18 protein-coding genes and 1 tRNA gene are annotated in these 21,038 nt (G+C 67.0%); 15 read left to right on the forward strand and 4 right to left on the reverse strand.

All coding sequences use genetic code 11. The annotated features are described in order from the left end of the window. Positions 1-6 precede the first annotated feature (6 nt). Both FHW94_RS13625 and FHW94_RS13630 read right to left on the reverse strand, forming a co-directional pair. Positions 7-1,239 carry an amidohydrolase family protein gene (locus tag FHW94_RS13625; protein ID WP_168556375.1) on the reverse strand — a complete coding sequence of 411 codons (1,233 nt, stop codon included), beginning with the start codon at positions 1,237-1,239 and terminating at the stop codon, positions 7-9. Continuing rightward, complete coding sequence (locus tag FHW94_RS13630; RefSeq protein WP_168556376.1) at positions 1,236-2,279, reverse strand: aspartate carbamoyltransferase catalytic subunit; 1,044 nt, start codon at positions 2,277-2,279, stop codon at positions 1,236-1,238. Before FHW94_RS13630 ends, FHW94_RS13625 begins: the two co-directional genes overlap by 4 nt. Before the next feature lie 84 nt (positions 2,280-2,363). Between FHW94_RS13630 and sppA the strand changes: the two genes are divergently transcribed. Next, a complete protein-coding gene (gene sppA / locus FHW94_RS13635) occupies positions 2,364-4,250 on the forward strand; it encodes a signal peptide peptidase SppA (RefSeq protein ID WP_168556377.1) in 1,887 nt (628 codons plus the stop codon). On the opposite strand, the gene FHW94_RS13640 is transcribed toward sppA, so the two are convergent. Beyond that, positions 4,251-4,418 (reverse strand): hypothetical protein, encoded by a 168-nt coding sequence (locus FHW94_RS13640; RefSeq protein ID WP_168556378.1) that lies wholly within the window; start codon positions 4,416-4,418, stop codon positions 4,251-4,253. Between the two features lie 145 nt (positions 4,419-4,563). On the opposite strand from FHW94_RS13640, the gene FHW94_RS13645 reads away from it, so the two are divergent. From FHW94_RS13645 to clpX, 5 genes are all read left to right on the forward strand, one after another. After that, positions 4,564-4,648 (forward strand) — tRNA-Leu (locus tag FHW94_RS13645). Between the two features lie 76 nt (positions 4,649-4,724). Then, the gene (gene tig / locus FHW94_RS13650; protein WP_168556379.1) at positions 4,725-6,290 is read left to right on the forward strand and encodes a trigger factor; all 1,566 of its coding nucleotides are present in this window, start codon (positions 4,725-4,727) and stop codon (positions 6,288-6,290) included. A gap of 163 nt (positions 6,291-6,453) precedes the next feature. After that, entirely contained in the window at positions 6,454-7,425 is a 972-nt protein-coding gene (locus FHW94_RS13655) for a hypothetical protein (RefSeq protein WP_168556380.1), read from the forward strand. Positions 7,426-7,551: 126 nt separating this feature from the next. Continuing rightward, a complete protein-coding gene (gene clpP, locus FHW94_RS13660; RefSeq protein ID WP_168556381.1) occupies positions 7,552-8,247 on the forward strand; it encodes an ATP-dependent Clp endopeptidase proteolytic subunit ClpP in 696 nt (231 codons plus the stop codon). 148 nt (positions 8,248-8,395) lie between these two features. Further along, complete coding sequence (gene clpX / locus FHW94_RS13665; RefSeq protein ID WP_168556382.1) at positions 8,396-9,652, forward strand: ATP-dependent Clp protease ATP-binding subunit ClpX; 1,257 nt, start codon at positions 8,396-8,398, stop codon at positions 9,650-9,652. Between the two features lie 103 nt (positions 9,653-9,755). Here the strand turns inward: clpX and FHW94_RS13670 are convergent, their stop codons facing one another. After that, positions 9,756-11,825, reverse strand: a complete 2,070-nt coding sequence (locus FHW94_RS13670; protein ID WP_168556383.1) for a S9 family peptidase — start codon at positions 11,823-11,825, stop codon at positions 9,756-9,758. Between the two features lie 122 nt (positions 11,826-11,947). Between FHW94_RS13670 and FHW94_RS13675 the strand changes: the two genes are divergently transcribed. From FHW94_RS13675 to FHW94_RS13715, 9 genes are all read left to right on the forward strand, one after another. Next, on the forward strand, positions 11,948-13,762 hold the full coding sequence (locus tag FHW94_RS13675; RefSeq protein ID WP_168556562.1) for an aminopeptidase P family protein: 1,815 nt from the start codon (positions 11,948-11,950) through the stop codon (positions 13,760-13,762). A gap of 64 nt (positions 13,763-13,826) precedes the next feature. Further along, positions 13,827-14,204, forward strand: a complete 378-nt coding sequence (locus FHW94_RS13680; RefSeq protein ID WP_168556384.1) for a VOC family protein — start codon at positions 13,827-13,829, stop codon at positions 14,202-14,204. Between the two features lie 457 nt (positions 14,205-14,661). Continuing rightward, a complete protein-coding gene (locus tag FHW94_RS13685; RefSeq protein ID WP_168556385.1) occupies positions 14,662-15,390 on the forward strand; it encodes an EF-hand domain-containing protein in 729 nt (242 codons plus the stop codon). A gap of 18 nt (positions 15,391-15,408) precedes the next feature. Continuing rightward, on the forward strand, positions 15,409-16,140 hold the full coding sequence (locus FHW94_RS13690; RefSeq protein WP_168556386.1) for a response regulator: 732 nt from the start codon (positions 15,409-15,411) through the stop codon (positions 16,138-16,140). Then, on the forward strand, positions 16,140-17,576 hold the full coding sequence (locus FHW94_RS13695) for an ATP-binding protein (RefSeq protein ID WP_246866128.1): 1,437 nt from the start codon (positions 16,140-16,142) through the stop codon (positions 17,574-17,576). Before FHW94_RS13690 ends, FHW94_RS13695 begins: the two co-directional genes overlap by 1 nt. A 48-nt stretch (positions 17,577-17,624) precedes the next feature. Next, positions 17,625-18,011 carry a DUF983 domain-containing protein gene (locus FHW94_RS13700; RefSeq protein ID WP_168556387.1) on the forward strand — a complete coding sequence of 129 codons (387 nt, stop codon included), beginning with the start codon at positions 17,625-17,627 and terminating at the stop codon, positions 18,009-18,011. Next, positions 18,011-18,649 (forward strand): SURF1 family protein, encoded by a 639-nt coding sequence (locus tag FHW94_RS13705; protein WP_168556388.1) that lies wholly within the window; start codon positions 18,011-18,013, stop codon positions 18,647-18,649. The genes FHW94_RS13700 and FHW94_RS13705 overlap by 1 nt, the downstream gene beginning before the upstream one ends. A gap of 55 nt (positions 18,650-18,704) precedes the next feature. Then, entirely contained in the window at positions 18,705-20,123 is a 1,419-nt protein-coding gene (gene thrC / locus FHW94_RS13710) for a threonine synthase (protein WP_168556389.1), read from the forward strand. Then, entirely contained in the window at positions 20,123-21,025 is a 903-nt protein-coding gene (locus tag FHW94_RS13715) for a class I SAM-dependent methyltransferase (RefSeq protein WP_168556390.1), read from the forward strand. The genes thrC and FHW94_RS13715 overlap by 1 nt, the downstream gene beginning before the upstream one ends. The last annotated feature ends 13 nt before the right edge of the window (positions 21,026-21,038 follow it).

Genomic DNA, 21,038 nt, shown 5'->3' on the forward strand with positions numbered 1-21,038 from the left:
ACGCAATCAATCGATCCGCGCGCCGCCTTTCCACAGGGCGAGCACGCGTCCTTCCACCGGGCGACGGTCGAACGGAGTGTTGCCGGCGCTGGCGGCCATCTTGTCGGAATTGACGATCCATGGCCGGGTGGGATGGATGACCGCGATATCCGCCTCTGCCCCCACGGCCAGGCGGCCGGCGTTGACGCCCAGCAGGGCCGCCGGATTGGCTGCGAGCAGGGCAAAGGCGCGGGCCAGGTCGATCACCTCGTCGCGTACCAGGGTCAGGGTCAGGGCAAGCAGCGTCTCGGCGCCGGCCATGCCCGGTTCGGCATCGGCAAAGGGCAGGCGCTTGTCTTCCGGGCCGCGCGGATCGTGGCCCGAGGCGATCACGTCGATCGTGCCATCGGCGATCGCGGCGATCACCGCCTTGCGATCGGCATCTGCGCGCAAGGGCGGTGAAAAGCGGCAGAACGTGCGGAAATCGACCAGTTCGAGGTCCGACAGCATGAAGTGCGCCGGGGTGACGCCGGCCGTTACCGGCACGCCGCGCAGCTTGGCGGCGCGCACCAGGTCGAGCGCCTTGGCCGTGGTGACCTGGCGGATGTGCAGGCGCGCGCCCGTCATTTCGGCAAGGGCAATGTCGCGTGCCACGGCGAGGCTTTCCGCCTCGGCCGGGGCAGAGGGCAGGCCCAGCCGCGTCGCCACTTCGCCAGCCGTGGCCACGGCCTGGCCCGTGATGCCCGCGTCCTCGGCATGGCTGACGACGACAAGGTCGAGCATCGCGCAATAAGAGAGCAGGCGCAGCATGACGCCCGAATCGGCAATCCAGCGTCGCCCGGTGCTGACCGCGCGGGCGCCGGCATCGCGCATCAGGGCCAGTTCAGCCAGTTCGGTGCCTTCCAGCGCGCGGGTGGCCGCCGCCAGGGGGTGCACCCAGAAATCGGGCTTGCCCGATTGCGCAGCAAAACGGACGCGGGCGGGATGATCCAGCGGCGGGCCCTGGTCGGGCATCAGCGCGGCGCGGGTGATCCCGCCGAAGTGGAAAGCCGGCTTGTCGATGGCAAACACGCCAAGGTCCACCAGGCCGGGCGCAACCAGCGCGCCGCGTGCGTCGAACACCGCGTCGCCGTCTTGCGGCGCGGCTTGCGCGCCAATCGCCACGATGCGGCCGCCCTGGCAGCGCAGATCGGCCTCAACCGGCTCGCCCGAAGGCAGGACCAGGCGACCGCTGGTGATGACAAGGGGTTGGGGCGTCATGCGTTTTCTCCGCCAAGGTGGTCCCAGCCGGGAAGCTGGCGGGCACGGCGGGTGAGCACTTCCAGGCAGGCCATGCGAATGGCAACGCCGCTTTCCACCTGCCGGGTGATCAGGCTGCGTTCGACATGGTCGGCCACCTGGCTGTCGATTTCGATGCCTCGGTTCATCGGGCCGGGATGCATGACCAGCGCAGCAGGATCGGCCTTGGCCAGGCGATCGAGTGAGAGGCCATAGAGATGGCGATATTCGCGCGGGGACGGGATGAACTGGCCCTGCATGCGCTCCATCTGCAGGCGCAGCATCATCACCACTTGCGCGCCTTTGAGCGCGGCATCGAAATCGTGAAAGACCTTGACGCCCATCACTTCGATTTCCGCCGGCATCAGCGCGGGCGGGGCGCAGACGCTGACTTCGCAGCCCAGCGCGGTCAGCGACAGGATGTTGGAGCGCGCCACGCGGCTGTGCAGGATATCGCCGCAGATCGTCACGCGCAGGCCATTGAGATCGCTGCCCTTGGGCAGGCCCAGGGCATGGCGGATGGTCAAGGCATCAAGCAGGGCCTGGGTCGGGTGTTCGTGCTGCCCGTCCCCGGCGTTGAGCACCGGGCAATCGACCTTTTCGGCGATCAGCCGCACCGCGCCCGAACTGGCATGGCGGATGACGATGGCATCGGCCCGCATGGCGTTGAGCGTCATCGCCGTGTCGATCAGCGTCTCGCCCTTCTTCACGCTGGAGGTGGCGGCATGCATGTTGACCACGTCGGCGCCCAGCCGCTTGCCGGCGATTTCGAACGACAGCAGCGTGCGCGTGCTGTTCTCGAAAAAGGCATTGATGATGGTCAGGCCCGAAAGCAGGTCGGCGCGCTTTTGCGGCTGGCGATTGAGTTCCACCCACTGCTCTGCCTCGTCCAGCAGATAGAGAATCTCGTGCCGGGCAAGCTGGCCGATTCCGGTCAGGTCGCGGTGAGGAAAGGCAAGGCCGCCCGCAGGATAGCTGCGTGCTGGGCTGGCTGACGAGGGGGATTGGCTCGATGGATGCATCGAAGACCACGCCCTAGACTTGCGCGGGCCAACGGGCAAGCCTTTCGACTGGCGCAGCGATAAGCAGGTGGTTAGATATCCCCCATGAAATTTGCCCGCTCGGTCTGGAAAGTCCTCGTCGCGATCAAGGATGGCCTCGTCCTCCTGTTCCTCCTGCTGTTCTTCTGGGTGCTCTATGCTGCGCTCACCATCCGGCCCGTGCCAGGCCAGGTGCATGACGGCGCCTTGACGATCACGCTCAATGGCAGCGTGGTGGAAGAACGCAGCAGCTTGCAGCCGGCGCAGATCCTGCTGTCGGGAGAAGCGCCCGAAAAGGAATTCCAGGCCCGCGACGTGGCCCGCGCAATCGAGGCTGCGGCCGACGATACGCGGATCAAGGCCGTGGTGCTCGATCTGGAGGCGTTTACCGGCGGCCGCCAGGTGCACATCAGCCGCATCGGCGCGGCGATGGACAAGGTGCGTGCCGCGCACAAGCCGGTGCTGGTGCGCGCGCTGCTCTATACCGACGATGCCGTCCAACTGGCCGCCCATTCCAGCGAAGCCTGGGTGGATCCGATCGGCGGCGCGGTGGTGACCGGGCCGGGCGGATCGCAGCTCTATTACAAGGCCTTGATGGATAAGCTGAAGATCAAGGCGCATATCTTCAAGGTTGGCACCTACAAGTCCGCAGTCGAACCCTATGCCCGCAGCGATGCTTCGCCCGAGGCGAAGGAAAACCTGACGGCGATCTATGGCGCGCTGTGGAACGCCTGGAAGGCCGACGTGAAGAAGGCGCGGCCCCGCGCCGATATCGACCTGGTCACCCGCAATCCGCCGCAGTGGCTGGCGCAAAGCGGTGGCGACATGGCCCAGGCGGCGGTCAAGGCGGGCTTGGTCGACAAGGTGGGCGACAAGGTGGCCTTCGGCAAGCGCGTGGGCGATCTGGTCGGGCACGACCTGTCCGCCGGCGACGGCGGTTACAAGGGCACTACCCTGGCGCAATACCTGGCCGACAAGCCCGCGCCCAAGACCGGCAAGGCGATTGCCGTCGTCACCGTGGCTGGCACGATCGTCGACGGCGAGGCGGGGCCGGGCACGGCAGGCGGCACGCGCATTGCCGATCTGATCGACCAAGCGGTGACCAGTGGCAATTATGCTGCGCTGGTGGTGCGGGTCGATTCACCGGGTGGATCGGTTACGGCGGCCGAGCGCATTCGCGCCGCGATCGCCCGCGCCCGCGCCAAGGGCCTGCCGGTGGCGGTTTCGATGGCCAATCTTGCCGCAAGCGGCGGCTATTGGGTCTCTACCCCGGCGCAGCGTGTCTTTGCCGAACCGGCCACGATCACGGGTTCGATCGGGGTCTTTGCCGTGATCCCGAGCTTTGAAGACACCCTCGCCAATTATGGCGTGACGGCCGACGGCGTGCGAACCACGCCGCTTTCGGGCCAGCCCGATATCGTCGGCGGCCTCAGCCCCGAATTCGAAGCGCTCTCGCAGGCCTCGGTTGAAAGCTATTACGCCCGCTTCCTGCGCCTGGTCGCCGATGCCCGGCACAAGAGCCCGCAGGATATCGACAAGATCGCGCAAGGGCGGGTGTGGGATGGCGGCACGGCGCGCCAGCTTGGCCTGGTCGACCAGTTCGGCGAACTCGAAGATGCCGTCGCCTGGGCGGCCAAGGCCGCCAAGGCAGATAGCTGGCACGCCGAATTCCTCGGGGCCAATCCGGGAAGCTGGCAGGGATTGCTGGCCGACCTGATGAATGACGACAGCAGCACCGAATCGCGCGCAGCCGGGGATGTGACGGGAATGCTGGCGCTGCGCCAGCAGGCGCTGGGCTGGCGGGTCCTGTCGGATCTGGCACGCCTCAACAGTGCTGCCGGGGCGCAGGTCTATTGCCTGGAATGTGGCAGCCTCGGACCGGTCGCGGCGCGCCCGGCCCAGGGCCTCGTCGCCCAGGCTTCGTGGTTGGGCGTGGTCGGCAAGCTGTTCTGATCAATCCGGTGCCGGGACCTCGTCGGGGGTGACGGGGTCGATCCGGTCGGGGCTGACCGGCGGGGTTTCCTGCGGTTCTTCGAGCGGCGTTTCGTCGGGCGTGATCGCGGGGGGAACATCGGGCGGCGATTGCGGGTCGATACGATCGGGCGGGGGCGTGCTGGCCATGACGTCAGGCTCCTTGCGGCCGGCCCGTGGCGGGCGGGCTTTTCCTATCAACCGCTGCGCGAGGGGGCTTGTTCCCTCCGTTTTCGCGCCGGGCTTGTGCTTTTGAGCGCGCTGGGATAGGGGCACCGCTCGCTTTTTGCCGGATGCGGGCGTGGCGGAACTGGTAGACGCGCTGGATTTAGGTTCCAGTATCGCAAGATGTGGGGGTTCGAGTCCCTTCGCCCGCACCAGGGATCATCCCCCGCCGGCTGTGCACGGATTTTTCAGGCGCCTTGTCGCGGCGTCAGTCAAGAAAGTTGGATCAGGATGCAGATCGTCGAAACCAGCAACGAGGGCCTGAAGCGCGCCTATGCCGTGACCATCCCGGCGGCAGACATCGCCGCGCGCGTGGAAGGTGAAATCAAGAAGATCGCCCCGCAGGTGCGCATGCCCGGCTTCCGTCCCGGCAAGGTGCCCGCCAACCTGGTCAAGAAGATGCACGGCCCGGCCCTGCACCAGGAAGCGCTGCAGACCACGATTCGCGAAGCCATGGACAAGCTGGTGGCCGACCACCAGCTGCGCCCTGCGATGCAGCCCGACGTGGCCCTGGGCGAAGGCTATGAAGAAGGCAAGGACGCCGAACTGACCGTCAGCCTGGAAGTGCTGCCCAAGGTCGAAGCGCCCGCGCTCGATGGCCTCAAGCTCGACAAGCTGGTCGTGCCCGTGACCGAAGACCAGGTGGACGAAGCGGTGAACCGCATCGCTGCTGGCCAGAAGAAGTTTTCGGACGCCGAAGAAGGGGCGGAAGCCAAGGACGGCGACCAGCTGATCATCGACTTCCTCGGCAAGCTTGACGGCGAACCGTTCGAAGGCGGCGCGGCGGAAGACCAAGCGCTGGAAATCGGCGCCGGCCGCTTCATCCCCGGTTTCGAAGAACAGCTCGTCGGCGCCAAGGCTGGTGACGAAAAGGTCATCACCGTGACGTTCCCGGAAGACTATCCGGCCGCCAACCTGGCGGGCAAGGAAACCACCTTCGACATCAAGGTCAAGGCGGTGAAGAACCCGGGCGAGTTCGTGGCTGACGACGAATTCGCCAAGGCGCTCGGCCTGGAAAGCCTGGAACAGTTGCGCGGCCTGCTCAAGGGCCAGCTCGAACAGGAAACCGCCGGCCTCACCCGCACCCAGATGAAGCGCGCCCTGCTCGACCAGCTGGCCGCCGGCCATGACTTCGCCGTGCCGCCCTCGATGGTGGACGCCGAATTCGAGCAGATCTGGCAGCAGCTGACCCAGGAAGCGCAGAACGAGGAAAACCCCGAGGAAGCGCTCAAGGAAATCGAAGCCGAGAAGGACGATTACCGCAAGATCGCCGAGCGCCGCGTGCGCCTTGGCCTGCTCCTGTCGGAAATCGGCCAGGCCAACGGCGTGGTGGTGACCGCCCAGGAAATGGAAATGCTGATCCGCCAGGCGGCCCAGCAGTACCGCGAACAGGACCGTCAGCGCTTTGTGGATTACGTCCGCTCCGAGCCGCTCGCCGCCGCTCAGCTGCGCGCGCCGCTCTATGAAGACAAGGTTGTCGACTTCCTGTTCGACAAGGCCGAAGTGACCGAGCGCGAAGTGACCCGCGACGAACTCCAGGCCGCGATCGAAGCCGAGGAAGGCGTGACCGCTGCTCCGGCCGAAGCCAAGCCGGCCAAGAAGAAGGCCGCCAAGAAGGCGGACGCCGAAGCCGAAACCGCTGGCGAAACCGAAGAAGCCAAGCCCGCCAAGAAGGCCCCGGCCAAGAAGAAGGCTGCTGCCGAAGGCGAAGCAGAAGCCGAAGTGGCCGAAGGCGAAGCCAAGCCCGCCAAGAAGAAGGCCGCCAAGAAGGCGCCTGCCGAAGGCGAAGAGGCCTGATCCAGCGCCCATAGGGCCTGATCGAGACAATGTGGGGCGCTGCCGGCAACGGTGGCGCCCCTCGTCGTTTACGCGCTATTCCTTAGCTATCATACGGATTGGCGCGTTGATTCTCGGCATGAGAGAATCGGCAGGAACGGAACCCGGAAGGGGGGACCTGCCGATGCATACGGTGCGCAATCGCAAGGGCGCTCGCCCAGGAAATGCCACGCCGGCCAAGCCGCCGGTTCCATCCACCGGCAAGCCCGCGCCGCGGGCCGCCGCCGCTGAAAAGGCGGGTGGCCATGCCGGGAGCAAGCCGCTGGTCACCGCAACGGTGCAGGCCCATGTGAAGCCAGCGAGCAAGGGAGGGGCCAAGCCGCCGTTCCTGCTGAGGCAGCCGGCCGCGCCGCCGTTCCTGCTGAGGCAGCCGGCCGCGCCGGCGTTTCCCGCCGATCTGATCCTGCCGCCCCATCGGGGCGCCATCATCACCACCGCTGCGTGGCCGGCGGGCATGATCCCCGCGCCTTTGCCGGCGACGCCACCCTTGCGCGCGCCGTTCATCATGCCGCGCGTGCCGGCAACCAATCCGCAAGGCCAACCCGATCGCGAGGCGCCAGGCCGCGATCCCCGCCGCCAGGCCCCCCAGCGCAAGACCCCGCACCGCGATGTGCCGCCGCGCCCCGGCACCCGCACCGCCCGCAAGGCGCAACGCCGCGCGATGATCGAGGCGGAACTGGCCCGCCGGGCCGTTGCCGCCGCGCGCGCGGCCGCCCCCGCCGCAGCCGAATCTGCCCCGCCTCCGGGCCGCCAGCGCACCTCGCCGGCGGTGGCGCGGCAAAGGGCAACGGCGCCGGCAAGCGGGATGGCTGCGGCATCTGCGCCCGCCGCGCCGCCGCCCAGCGTGCAATGGGTGGGTCCCGATGATCGCAGCCCGTTACCGCGGCATCGCGCCCCGGCCATGCCGCGCCAGCGGCTGCTCGATGCGCTGGCGGCCAGCCTCGGCGATGCCGGGCGCCTGCTCGCCAGCCTGCTGCCCGGCCGCAAGCGCAGCCGCGAACTGCGCGAGCGGGTTGCCCGCGCCGAGGCCCGGTTGCGCGCGATGGAAGCGCAACTGGCCGCGCTGGAAGCGCTGCGCGAGCGGGTGAAGGCCTGAAGCAGCGGCCAAAAGCGGCGAGAAACTGCTCCACTATCCACGCATTCCCGCGCATTCGCGGTTAATGCCCTTGAACATCCTTTGCTGGCACGCGACATAGGCCATCGCAACCAGATGAGGATTCCCATGCTCGACGTGTTCGGCAGCCGCTCTGCCCAAGGAAAGTTCCACGCTGATCCGGTGACCGGCGCGCTCGTCCCGGTCGTCGTCGAGCAGACCAGCCGTGGCGAACGCAGCTTCGACATTTTCAGCCGCCTGCTGCGCGAACGCATCGTCTTCGTGACCGGCCAGGTCGAAGACCACATGGCGTCGCTGATCGTGGCCCAGCTCCTGTTCCTCGAGTCGGAAAACCCCTCGAAGGACATTTCGATGTACATCAACTCGCCTGGTGGCGTGGTGACGGCCGGCATGGCGATCCACGACACCATGCAGTACATCCGCCCGCGCGTGTCGACCGTGTGCATCGGCCAGGCCTGCTCGATGGGCAGCTTCCTGCTCGCCGCTGGTGAGCCGGGCATGCGTATCGCGCTGCCTCACGCGCGCATCATGATCCACCAGCCTTCGGGCGGGGCGCAGGGCATGGCTTCGGATATCGAGATCCAGGCCCGCGAAATCCTGCGCATCAAGAAGCGCATGAACGACCTCTACGTGAAGTACACGGGCAAGAGCCTGGAAGAGGTCGAGAAGGCGATGGACCGCGATACCTTCCTCGAAGCCGACGAAGCCCTGGCCTTCGGCCTGGTCGACAAGGTGTTCGAATCGCGTCCCCAATCTGAACAGGTTGGCTTCGAAAGCGGCAGCGGGGGCGCACCTTCGGCCTGATTTTGCCTTCTGTCCCGGCTCCTTAAGCCTTGCGAAAGGAGCCGCGTGGCAGGAATCATCACCTCGTTTCGTGTCCGGTTGATTAATACCCTTGCGGTAGTAGGATGGCCGGGCCCGCCCCTCGTGGAGGGGCGCCTGGGATTGAAGAATGACAAAGCTTTCCGGATCGGACTCTAAAAGCACGCTCTACTGCAGCTTCTGCGGCAAATCGCAGCATGAGGTGCGCAAGCTCATTGCGGGGCCCACGGTCTTCATCTGCGATGAGTGTGTCGAGCTGTGCAACGACATCATCCGGGAAGAGACCAAGCAGGGCATCGCCGGCAAGAAGGACGGCGGGGTGCCTGCCCCGCGCGACATCTTCGAGACGCTCAACGATTATGTGATCGGCCAGGACCGTGCCAAGCGCGTGCTCTCGGTGGCGGTGCACAATCACTACAAGCGCCTCAAGCACAGCGGCAAGGGCGGCGACATCGAACTGTCGAAGTCCAACATCCTGCTTGTCGGCCCCACCGGCTCGGGCAAGACGCTGCTGGCGCAGACGCTCGCCAAGACGTTCGACGTGCCCTTCACCATGGCCGACGCCACCACGCTGACCGAAGCCGGTTACGTGGGCGAGGACGTGGAGAACATCATCCTCAAGCTGCTCCAGGCCAGCGACTACAACGTCGAAAAGGCGCAGCATGGCATCGTCTACATCGACGAAATCGACAAGATCAGCCGCAAGGCCGAGAACCCGTCGATCACGCGCGACGTTTCGGGCGAAGGCGTGCAGCAGGCGCTGCTCAAGCTGATGGAAGGCACCACCGCCTCGGTTCCGCCGCAGGGCGGGCGTAAGCATCCGCAGCAGGAATTCCTGCAGGTGGACACGACCAACATCCTATTCATCTGCGGCGGCGCCTTTGCCGGCCTTGAAAAGATCATCGCCGATCGCCTGCAGAAGCGTTCGATCGGGTTCGGCGCGCATGTGGCTGATCCTGACAAGCGCCGCGTGGGCGAACTGCTCCAGAAGGCAGAGCCGGAAGACCTGCAGAAGTTCGGCCTGATCCCCGAATTCATCGGCCGTCTGCCGGTGATCGCCACGCTCAATGACCTTGACGTGCCGGCCCTGGTGCAGATCCTGCGCGAACCCAAGAACGCGCTGGTCAAGCAATATGCCAAGCTGTTCGAGCTGGAAGACGTGACACTGACCTTCACCGACGACGCGCTGGAAGCGATCGCCAAGAAGGCCATCGAACGCAAGACCGGCGCGCGTGGCCTGCGCTCGATCGTCGAAGGCCTGCTGCTCGACACCATGTTCGACCTCCCCACGCTCGACGGCGTGACCGAAGTGGTCGTGGACAAGGACGTGGTCGATGGCCGCAAGGAACCGGTCCAGGTCCACAAGGGCAAGGAACAAGCCGCCTGAGGCTTTCCAACCCGACGACATGAAAAACCCCCGCTGGCGACAGCGGGGGTTTTTGTTTGGGCCGGCGCGCGATGGGGAAGGGGGCTTTGCCCCCTTCTGCCGCTCAGCCGTCGATGCCCAGCTCGGTCAGCAGGAACGCGAATTCCTCGGCCGCTTCCTTGAGGCTTTCAAAGCGGCCTGACTTGCCGCCGTGCCCTGCGCCCATGTTGGTCTTGAAGATCAACGGATTGGTGTCGGTCTTCCGTTCGCGCAGGCGCGCCACCCACTTGGCCGGCTCCCAATAGGTTACGCGTGGGTCATTGAGGCCGGCGGTGACCATCAGCGGCGGATAGGCCTGGGCCTTGACCTGGTCATAGGGTGAATAGGAGCGGATCAGGTGGAAGGCGGCTTCGTCTTCCAGCGGATTGCCCCATTCGGGCCATTCGCCCGGCGTGAGCGGCAGGCTCTCGTCGAGCATGGTGGCCAGCACATCAACGAACGGCACATCGGCCACCACGGCGCCGAACAGTTCGGGTGCCTGGTTGATCACCGCGCCCATCAGCTCGCCCCCGGCCGAGCCGCCCGAAGCGGAAATCTCGCCCGCCGTGGTGAAACCGTGGCCGATCAGCCCGCGCGCCACGTCCACGAAGTCGTTGAACGTGTTGGTGCGTGCCTCCAGCTTGCCGGCCTTGTACCAGCCGCGGCCGAGATCGTCCCCGCCGCGGATATGGGCAATGGCATAGGCCATGCCGCGATCGAGCAGCGAAAGCCGCGTGGTGGAAAAGCCCGGCCCGATGGCAATGCCATAGGCGCCATAGCCATAGAGATGGAGCGGGCCACCGGCCGCGCGATCCTTGCGCCACACCACCGAGACCGGCACCAGCGTGCCATCGCGGGCCGGAATGTCGAGCCGCGCGGTTTCATAGAGGCTGGCGTCATAGCCCGAGGGGATCTCCTGGACCTTGAGCCGCGTGAGCGTGCGGGTGGGCACATCATAGTCATAGACCGACGAAGGGCTGACCATCGATTCGTAGCCGACCCGCAGAGTCTGCGTCGCCCATTCGGGATTGTCGCCCAGGCTCGCTTCATAGCTTGCCTCGGGAAAGGCGATCGGCTCGATCCGCGCCGGATCGTCGTAATAGCGCACTTCGATGCGATCGAGCCCGCGCACGCGGCCTTCGACCACATAGAAATCGCGGAACAGCTCGAAGCCGGTGAGGTAGAATTCGTCGCTGCCGGCAATCAGCGTGGTCCACTGCGCGGGATCGGCGAGCGGCGCGGTGGCGAGGCGGAAATTCTCGTGGGTGTCGTTGGCGTGGATGAACAGCGTGTCGTCGCGCACGTCCACATCGTATTCCACGCCCTTTTCGCGCGGTCGCACCAGGATCGGCGTGGCCAGCGGATCGTCGGTGGGAACGAGGCGCACTTCGCTGGTTTCATGGTCGCCGGTGGAAAGCAGCAGCCATTTCTCGTTGGCCGAAAGCGCCGCGCCGGCGCGGAAGCCTTCGTCGTCCTCGTGATAGAGTTCAACGTCGGCCTCCAGCGGCTGGCCCAGCCAGTGCAGCCGCACGTTGTCCGTCCGCCAGTTCTCGTTGGCCAGGCTGTAGACCAGGCCAGTGTCGCCCTTCACCCAGATCAGGCCGGAATTGGTGCCGGGGATTTCGTCGGGCAGCACTTCGCCGCTGGCGATCACCTTGATCCGCGCGGTAAAGCGTTCCGAGCCGTTGTCGTCCACCGACCAGGCGAGCAGGCGCCCGTCGTTCGACACCGAAATCGCCCCCAGGCGGAAATAGTCGTGGCCCTGCGCCAGCGCCACTTCATCGAGAATCAGCTCGTCCGCACTGCCATCGGCGGCGGCATCGACCGGGCGGCGCCACCACTTCTTGTATTCGGCGCCTTCCTCGTATTCGATCCAGTAGAGCCAGTCCCCGTCCTTTTGCGGCACGGACTTGTCCGCTTCCTTGATGCGCCCGCGCATTTCGGCAAACAGCGTGTCGATCAGCGGCTGGCGCGGCGCCATATGTGCCTGGAACCAGGCGTTTTCCGCTTCCAGGTGGGCGAGGATTTCCGGGTCCTTGACCTCGGGATAGCCGGGATCGCGCAGCCAGGCGTAATCATCGGTGACAGTCACGCCGTGGTGGGTGAAGCTCTGGGGCTTTTTCGCGGCGACGGGGGGCTTGGCGGCAGTGTTCATCACCGCCATCTATGGTGCCTGTGCCCGGCCTGCAAGGCGCGCCTCTGGCGTCCGCCGCCCCGGTTGGTTACAACGTGAACCAGTTACCTGCCATTACCGCTCAAGGACGTTCTGCCATGTTGATGCAAACCCACGAAGCCCGCCTGGAAGCGCTGCGCGCCGAACTGGGGCGCCGGGGGCTGGATGGCTTTGTCATCCCGATCTCCGACGAGCACATGAGCGAGTATGTCGGTGGCTATGCGCAGCGGCTGGCCTGGCTGAGCGGCTTTGGCGGATCGGCCGGCACGGCTGTGGTGCTCAAGGACGCTGTGAACGGGCCTGGGGCCGCGATCTTCGTGGACGGGCGCTATACCATCCAGGTGCGTGAGCAGGTCGATGGGCGGCTCTATGAGTACCAGTCCGTGCCGCAGACCAGCCCAGCCGCTTGGCTGGGGCAGAATGCGCCCGCGGGCGCGAGGATCGGCTATGATGCCTGGCTGCATGCCAAGCCCTGGGCCGATGGCGTGGCCAAGGCGCTGGCCGCCAAGGGCGCCACGCTGGTGGCGGTGGAGAGCAATCCCATCGACGCCGTGTGGGAAGACCAGCCGGCGCCTTCGCCCGCCCTGGCAGTGCCGCATGCCGACCAATATGCCGGACAAAGCGTGGCGGAAAAGCGGGCTGTCCTGGCACAATGGCTGGCGGACCAAGGCGCCGATGCGGCGGTGGTAACCGCGCTCGATGGGGTGGCCTGGCTGCTCAACATGCGCGGCGCCGATGTCGATCGCACGCCGGTGGCGCTCTCGTTCGTGGTGGCCCACGCCGATGGCACGGTCGACCTGTTCATAGCCCCGGACAAGGTCAATGCCGATCTGGTCGCGCACCTGGGAAATGCCGTGCGCGTGCAGGATCGCGCCGCCTTCGTGCCCGCGCTCCAGGCATTGGCCGGCAAGACCGTGGCGGTCGATCCCGAACGCGCGGTGGCGGCCGTGTTCCACGCGCTGGAAGGGGCAGGCGCGCGCGTGCTGACGCTGACCGATCCCACCGTGCTGCCCAAGGCGTGCAAGAACCCGGTGGAGCAGGCCGGCCACCGCGCTGCGCAGGCACGCGATGGCGCCGCCGTCAGCCGCTTCCTCCACTGGCTGTCGCAGGCCGCGCCCCAGGGCGGCGAGACCGAGCTTTCCGCCGCTGCGCGCCTGATGGCCGAGCGCGAGAAGACCGGCCTGCTCAAGGACCTGTCGTTCGACACCATTTCCGGCGCCGGGCCGAACGCGGCGATCCCGCATTACCATGTCGATGAGCAGTCCAACCGCGCCATCGAACCCGGCAGCGTCTATCTGGTGGATTCGGGTGGGCAATACCTGGATGGCACCACCGACATCACCCGCACGGTGTGGATCGGCCCGGGCGAAGCGCCGGCCGAAGTGAAGGATCGCTTCACCCGCGTGCTCAAGGGCCATATCGCCATCGACCAGGCGGTGTTTCCGCTGGGCACGCCGGGCGGCGCGCTCGACAGCTTTGCGCGCCAGTTCCTGTGGGCGGCCGGCCTGGATTATGCCCACGGCACCGGCCATGGCGTGGGCAGCTTCCTGGCGGTGCACGAAGGGCCGCAGCGCATTGCCAAGGCCACCGGCGCGCAGGCCGGCACCGGGCAGGGGCTGCTGCCGGGCATGATCCTGTCCAACGAGCCGGGCTATTACAAGGCCGGCGAGTACGGCATCCGCATCGAGAATCTCGTGCTGGTGGAAACGCGCGACATCGCCGGGGCCGAAGGCGCGTTCTGCGGGTTCGAAACGCTGACGTTCGTACCGATCGACCGGGCGCTGGTCGATGTGGCGCTGTTGACGCCGGCCGAACGCGCCTGGTGGAACGATTACCACGCCCGCACCCACGCCTTGCTGGCGCCGCTGCTCGATGGGGCAGACCTGGCATGGCTGGATGGGGCCTGCGCCGCGATCTGAGTTTGATGGGCGCATCGTTCATGATACGTTCTCTTTGTCGCGATTCGCGGCAGGGAGAACGACGATGATCGGTTATGTGACTCTGGGCACCAACGACCTGGCGCGCGCCGCGCCGTTCTATGATGCGCTGTCGGCCGAACTGGGCACGGGGCGCATGTACGAATGGCCGGGGGCGATCGCCTGGGGGACGGCAGGCGGCGCGGCTGGCGTGGCGCTGATGACGCCGTTCGATGGCCAGCCTGCCACCGTGGGCAATGGCGTGATGGTCGCGTTCGAGGCCAAGGACCCCGGGCAGGTCGATCGGGTGCATGCCTTGGCCTTGGCCAATGGTGGCGTGTGCGAAGGCGCACCCGGGCCACGCGGCGAAGGCGGTTTCTATGCCGCCTATTTCCGCGATCCCGATGGCAACAAGCTCAACGCCTTCGTGATGGGCACGGAATAAGCGCGGCATACGAAGCGTTCGGGCGCAGGCCGGGCCGATCCCGGCCTGTCGCGAATGTATCGGCCATGTTTCAGCCGAATTGCACCCAAGCCTGGGAAATGCGGCCGGCAACCCCGCATCACCGGCCGGATATCGCCGCTTTTATAATTTTAAAGATTTGATTTATATATAAAATGATGCAGCTGTTCCGCTGCCTGGGGCGCCAGCAACACCATGCGACAATTGGCGACAAAATACCCCCTGCGCCGACATAATCGCGCGACATCCGCCGACTATATATTGGGACATGGAAGCTGCGGTGCCCGCCACCTCAGTCCCCACGGCCGGAAGGGGTGTCCCTCCCCCCTTAGTCCCTAGCCTCTTTCGGCAAGGCGGCGCCGCAGCTTCCTCATCCCCCTTACGCCTGCCGTCGCGCCCTCGATGGCGAACGGCCTGAATTCTTCGGGAGCTTGCCGAAATGAAGAAACTCGTGCTCGGTCTGTCTGCGGCGGTTGTCGCCGTGGCGGGTGCCGGTGTGCTTTGCGCCGCCGCCCCGGCCGGCCCTGCTGCCGATCCGGCCCGCTTTGCCGGCGGTCCCAATGGCGATGGCACGATCACCTGGGCTGATGCCAAGGCCCAGGCCGACGCCCTGTGGCAGCGGATGGACGTGAACAAGGATGGCAAGATTGACCAGGCAGATCGCGATGCGCGCCTGATCGAGCGGTTCGATGCCATCGATGCCAACCATGATGGCGTGATCAGCCGCGACGAATTCCTCGCCCACCATCGCGCCATGAAGCCGGGCCACGGCCCGCATGCGGGGCCCGATGGCGCCATGCCGCCCCCGCCGCCGCCCGGCAGCGACGGGCCGGGCTCGCGCGATGGCCGCCCTGGCATGCCGCCGCGGCCCGCAGGAATGGGCTTGCTGGGCCCGGTTTTGCACGATGCGTTGCGCGACAAGGATGGCGCCGTCACCCGCGCTGCGTATGATGCGGCGGTCAAGTCTCAATTCGACAAGGCCGACACCAACCATGATGGCAAGCTTACCCGCGATGAAATCCGCGCCGCGTTCGGCCGCAACGGCGGACCGCACGGGCCCCACAAGGGCGGCCCGCGCGGTCGCGATGGCGAACGCATGGATGGCCCGCCGCCCCCTCCGGGTGAGGGCGACGACATGCCGCCGCCCCCGTCACCGGCTGGCAACTGACCATCGGGCCATTCGGGCATGAGTGAAGCAGCGGCAACCAGCATCCTGCTGGTCGATGACGAAGCGGCCTTGCGCGAAGTGCTGGCGGACTATCTGGTCCGCCAGGGCTTTGCCGTGACCCAGGCTGGCAATGCGGTGGAAGCGCGCGCGCGCATCGCGGCCGATACGTTCGACCTCGTTCTGCTCGACATCATGATGCCGGGCGAAGATGGCCTGTCGCTGTGCCGCCATCTGGCGGAAAGCCGCGCGCTGCCGGTGATCTTCATCACTGCCAAGGGCGAATCCACCGATCGCATCGTCGGCCTGGAAATTGGCGGCGACGATTACGTGGTCAAGCCGTTCGACCCGCGCGAACTGGTGGCGCGCATCCGGTCGGTCCTGCGGCGCAGCGCGCGCGTGGCGACCGAGGCGCCCGAAGCCCTGGTCTATGAATTCGAAGGCTGGACGCTCGATCCGCTCAAGCGCCGGCTGACCGACCGCGAGGGCGCGGTCGTGGCGATTTCCTCGGCCGAGTTCCGCCTGCTCATGGCCTTTCTCGATCATCCGCGCCAGGTACTCGATCGCGATCGCCTGCTCGATATGGTCCAGGGCCGCGAAGCGCACTTGTTCGATCGCGCGGTGGACAACCAGATCAGCCGCCTGCGTCGCAAGATCGAGGAAGACAGCCGCAACCCGCAACTGATCCAGACGGTGTGGGGCGGGGGCTACATGCTTGCGGCCGAAGTGCGCAAGGTGGCGGGCCGCGATTGATGTGGCGCTTTCCCGCCTGGACGCTTTCGCGCACCCCACGCAGCCTGCAAGGGCAGATGCTGCTGGCCATCGCCCTGGCGCTGCTGGTGGCGCAGGGGCTTTCGGCCGGGCTGATTTGGCGCGAGCAGAACGAGCGGCGCGTGCAGTTGACGGTCAACGAGGCGGCTTTCCGCCTGATCGGCCAGCCCCCGCGCGACAGCCATGGCCCGGACGGCCGACCGCATGGGCCGCCACCGCCCGATGACATCTGGCGCCTGCCGCGCCCCCTGCGCGTGCGGGTGGATGCGCAGTCTCCCGCACAGGCTGGGGACCGGCAGCGCGACGACGTGGCCGGTGCGCTGCACGACGTGCTCGACACCCAGGGGCTTGTCCATCGCCAGGTGCTGGTGGTGGAGCGCGATCCCCGCACCGATGCCATCGTTGGGCCGTGGTTCGGCAACGTCAGCAAGCGGCTGGAAAGCTATGGCGACCATCACCCCGATGCGCGCCTGATCATCGCCTCGATCCAGCGGCCCGACGGCACGTGGTTGACCGCGCGCATCCTGGCCCCGGCCAACGAACGCCAGGTGATCCTGTCGTTGCTGATGCAGACAGTGCTGCTCTATCTCGTGCTGGTAGGGGCGGTCGCGCTGATCCTGCGGCGCATCGCCCGTCCCCTGAAGGCCTTGACCGGCCGGGTGGAAGCCTTTGCCCGCGAACGCAGTGCCGATGGCCAGCTGGAACCCGAGGGACCGGATGACATCCGCCGCCTGATCGTGGCGCACAACGCCATGGAAGGGCGCATCATTGCCCTGCTCGATGAAAAGGACGTGATGCTGGGCGCGATCGGCCACGATCTCAAGACCCCGCTCGCCGCGCTGCGCGTGCGGATCGAGGCGGTGGAGGATGATACCGAACGGGCGCGCATGGCCGCCACGATCGAGGACATCAATCGTTCGCTCGACGACATTCTCTCGCTCGCTCGCGTCGGGCGCCCGTCCGACCCGCTTGAAACCACCGAGCTTTCCGCCCTCGTAGCCGATGTGATGGGCGAATACGAGGACATGGGCGAGGACGTGACACTGGAAGACACCGTGCGCATCGTCTTGCCGCTGCGCGCCACCTGGTTGCGCCGTGCGATGCGCAACCTGGTGTCCAACGCCCTGCGCTATGGCCAGCGTGCGCGCGTCTCGCTGGCGCGGGAAGGGGCCGAGGCGGTGCTGCGCATCGAGGATGATGGCCCTGGTATTCCCGAAGGCGATATCCTGCGCATGATGGAGCCGTTCACCCGGCTGGAAGCCTCGCGCAACACGGCCACGGGCGGCACCGGCCTGGGCCTGACCCTGGCGCGCGCGATTGCTGACCAGCACGGCGGCTCGCTGGTTCTTGCCAATCGCTGGGAGGCTGGCCACATCACTGGCCTTACCGCGACGCTGCGCCTGCCGCTGGCGGCCTGAGCCTTTGCCCGCTGGACCCCGCCGCGCCACGGCGCTATCCCGGCGACCATGAACGATAGCAGCGGTAGCGGGCCGGCAAACGGGCCCGGCTGGTGGCAGGTGGCGCGCGCGGGGACATGCCCGGCTTGCGGCACGCCAGGCATGGTCTGGGCCGGCCGCGTGTGGGAGCCCCCCAAGCTTGCCGATCATTGCCGCACCTGCGGCGAGGCCCTGGCCGTGCACGAGGCCAGCGGCCGCGCGCTCTATCCGTTGGTCATTCCGCTTTTGGCGCTGCTGGTTTTTTCCGCACTGCGCGTGGACGATATCTGGCGCTTGCCGCTGTGGGTCTATCCCGTGGTGTGGGGGCCGGCCAGCGCCCTGCTGGTGGGCCTTGCCGTGCGTGCGACGCGGGCGGCCGTGCTGGCAGCGCGCGTGGCCCCGCGGGGGCAGCGCTGATGCCCGGCCGGCCCGCGCCGTTCCGGCTTCCCGTACTACCCACGATCGTCGTGCTGCTGGCGGTTGCCACGATGATCGGCCTGGGTTTCTGGCAATTGCAGCGCAAGGCGCAGAAGGAACACCTGCTGGCTCGCTATGCCGCCGCGCTCGTGAATCCCGCGCAGGTGGCGTTTCCGGTGTCGGGGGATGGCAGCGCGGTGCTCTATCGCCGGGCCAGGTTCGATTGCCGGGTGCAGCCGGGCTTGTGGGATTCGGTGGCCGGCCGCAACGCGGGCGGGGACAGCGGCTATGTCCATATCGCGCATTGTGAAACGGCCGATGGCACGCCGGCGCTGGTCCAGCTTGGCTGGTCGCGCGATCCGCACCCGCCGGAATGGGGCGGCGGCCGCGTGACGGGCCGAATCGCGCCGTTCCACAAGATCACCCGCCTGATCGCCGATCCGCCGCTGGCCGGGCTCGATGCCAACGCCCAGCCCGACCCGTCTGACATTCCCAACAACCACCTGGCCTATGCGGTGCAATGGTTCCTGTTCGCCGCCGTGGCCCTGGTGATCTATCCGCTCGCCCTGCGCCGGCGCGCGAAAGACGGACCGGTGAAAGCTTCGCGAGTGGTTGTCACATCCGCCCCGGAAGGCTAGGCGCCCCACCAACACTGGCGGCGGGCACGCAGCGCGCGGCACACGGGGATTGGCGATGAAGTATGTCAGCACGCGGGGGCAGGCCGCCTCGCTCGATTTCGAAGGCGTCACGCTGGCGGGCCTTGCGTCCGATGGTGGCCTCTACGTTCCCGAAGCCTGGCCGCAGTTCAGTCACGAAGAAATCGCCGCCATGGCTGGGTTGCCCTATGCCGAGCTGGCCGCGCGGATCATGGCGCCTTTCGTGGGTGACAGCCTTTCGCCCGAGCGGCTGCGCGAATTGACGGCCACCGCCTATGGCCGCTTTGCCCATGCCGGCGTCACCCCGCTCAAGCAGCTGGACGAACGCCACTGGGTGCTCGAACTGTTCCATGGCCCCACCCTGGCGTTCAAGGACGTGGCGCTGCAGATGCTGGGCCTGCTGTTCGAGGAATTCCTGGCCCGGCGCGAGGATCACCTGACCATCGTGGGCGCCACCTCGGGCGATACGGGCTCCGCCGCGATCGATGCCGTGGCCGGCCGCGCCAAGGTGGACATCTTCATGCTCCACCCCGAAGGCCGCGTTTCGGATGTGCAGCGCCGCCAGATGACCACGGTGATCGCGCCCAACGTCTACAACATCGCCATCGACGGCAGTTTCGACGACGCGCAGGCGATGGTGAAGCGCATGTTCAACGATGCCGCGATGACCGGCACGTTCGGCATTGCCGCGGTCAATTCGATCAACTGGGCGCGGCTCATGTCGCAGGTGGTCTATTACTTTGCCGCCGCGCTGCAACTGGGTGCCCCGCACCGCAAGGTGGCGTTTTCGGTGCCCACCGGCAATTTCGGCGACGTGTTCGCCGGCTATGTCGCCGCCCGCATGGGCCTGCCGGTAGAGCGGCTGATCGTGGCCACCAACATCAACGACATTTTGCACCGCGCGCTCTCGGCAGGGGACTATTCGGCCAGCACCGTGACGCCCACGGCCGCGCCGTCGATGGACATCCAGGTCTCTTCCAACTTCGAGCGCCTGCTGTTCGACGCCTGCGGCCGCGATGCCGGCGTGCTCGCCGCGCAGATGCAACAGTTCGATGCGACCAAGGCGCTGCAACTCACCAATGCCCAGCGCGAGGCGATCGGTTCGCTTTTTTCCAGCGCGCGCTGCGATCCGGCGCAAATGGCCCAGACGATGCGCTGGGCTTATGAAGCGGCCGGCGAAGTGCTCGATCCGCACACCGCGATCGGCCTGCATGCCGCGCGCGTGGCCGACGATCTGCCCGCCGACGTACCCGTGGTGACGCTGGCCACGGCCCATCCGGCCAAGTTCGTCGATGCGGTGGAACGCGCCACCGGTGTGCGCCCGCCGTTGCCCGCGCGGGTGGGCGACCTGTTCGACCGCGAGGAGCGTTGCGACCACCTGCCCGGCACTTATGAGGCGGTTTCCGCCTATGTCGCTGCGCGCGCGACGCCCAAGACCGGCCAGAAGAACGGCTGATGGCGGCTCTCACGCTCCAGCCGCAACTGATGGTGGGATCGCCCTGGGGGGATTTCGCCCTCATCGATTCGGGCCATGGGCGCAAGCTGGAACGCTATGGCCCGCATCGCTTCATTCGTCCGGAGCCGCAGGCCATGTGGGCGCCCGCGCTGGCCGACTGGCAGGCCGATGGCGAATTCGTGCCCGGTTCCGACGAGGACGGCGGCGGCCGCTGGCAGTTCGACCGGCCGGTTTCGCGCGAAGGCTGGCCGCTGGCCTGGAACGAGGTGCGCTTTACCGCCTCGTGCACGCCGTTTCGCCATCTCGGCTTCTTTCCCGACATGGCCCCGGTGTGGGACTGGATGGGCTCGCAGCTTGATGGCCGCGATGATGCCGCCACGCTCAATCTGTTCGGTTATACCGGCGTCGGCACCCTGGCCCTCTCGCGCTTCGGGCCGGTGACCCATGTCGATGCGTCCAAGAAATCGGTGGCGCAGGCACGGGCCAACGCGGCGCTTTCGGGCATGGACGCGCGGCCGGTGCGCTGGATCGTCGATGATGCGGCCAAGTTCACCGCACGCGAAGTGCGCCGTGGCAGGCGCTATGACGGGATCATCCTCGATCCCCCCAAGTTCGGGCGCGGCCCGGAAGGGGAAGTGTGGCGGCTGGAAGAAAGCCTGCCCGGCCTGATCGCGGACTGTGCCAAGCTGCTGGATGAAAACAGCCGCTTCCTGTTTTTGACGGTCTATGCCGTGCGCATGTCGAGCCTGGCGATCGGCGGCCTTCTGGCCGAAGCGCTGGCGCACCTGCCCGGCACGATCGAGCACGGCGACCTGGGCATTGCCGAAGAGGGGGCCGAGGAAGGGCCGGGCGGGCGCGTGCTGCCCACGGCGATCTTCGCGCGCTGGCGGAATACCCCATAAGCGCGGCTGATGC

The organism is Novosphingobium sp. SG720, from assembly GCF_012275365.1.
GTDB classification, from domain to species: Bacteria; Pseudomonadota; Alphaproteobacteria; order Sphingomonadales; family Sphingomonadaceae; genus Novosphingobium; species Novosphingobium rhizosphaerae.